At 49.8% G+C, this 283-nt stretch carries 1 protein-coding gene; it reads right to left on the bottom strand.

Annotated features, from left to right (window positions below; translation table 11 throughout):
* The coding region (locus ACNKXV_RS14595; RefSeq protein ID WP_417908424.1) for a hypothetical protein at positions 1–283 on the bottom strand (283 nt) is incomplete at both ends.

The raw sequence follows: 283 nt of genomic DNA, 5'->3' as shown, positions 1-283 counted from the left end.
ATCGGTTACGGTTACATTCAGTGCGGCAACCGGAGTTGAATATTCTTTAAGCAACACGTTCACCACTTTGATTACAGGTGGCAGCTTCAGTGCACCGGTTAACAGCAGCGGAACGGTATATGCAAGAACAGTAGGAACGAGCTGTGTGATCAGTTCACCATTCACTGTTGCAGCAGCACCGGTTACCCCATCAGCTCCAGCGCTTTCAGTACCTGCACCTGCGTGTGACGCGACATCGGTTACGGTTACATTCAGTGCGGCAACCGGAGTTGAATATTCTTTA

The organism is Christiangramia aquimixticola (assembly GCF_048285835.1).
GTDB lineage: Bacteria > Bacteroidota > Bacteroidia > Flavobacteriales > Flavobacteriaceae > Christiangramia > Christiangramia aquimixticola.
Note: the sequence above shows the minus strand (reverse complement) of the source record. Positions and strands in the feature narration are given on the sequence as shown.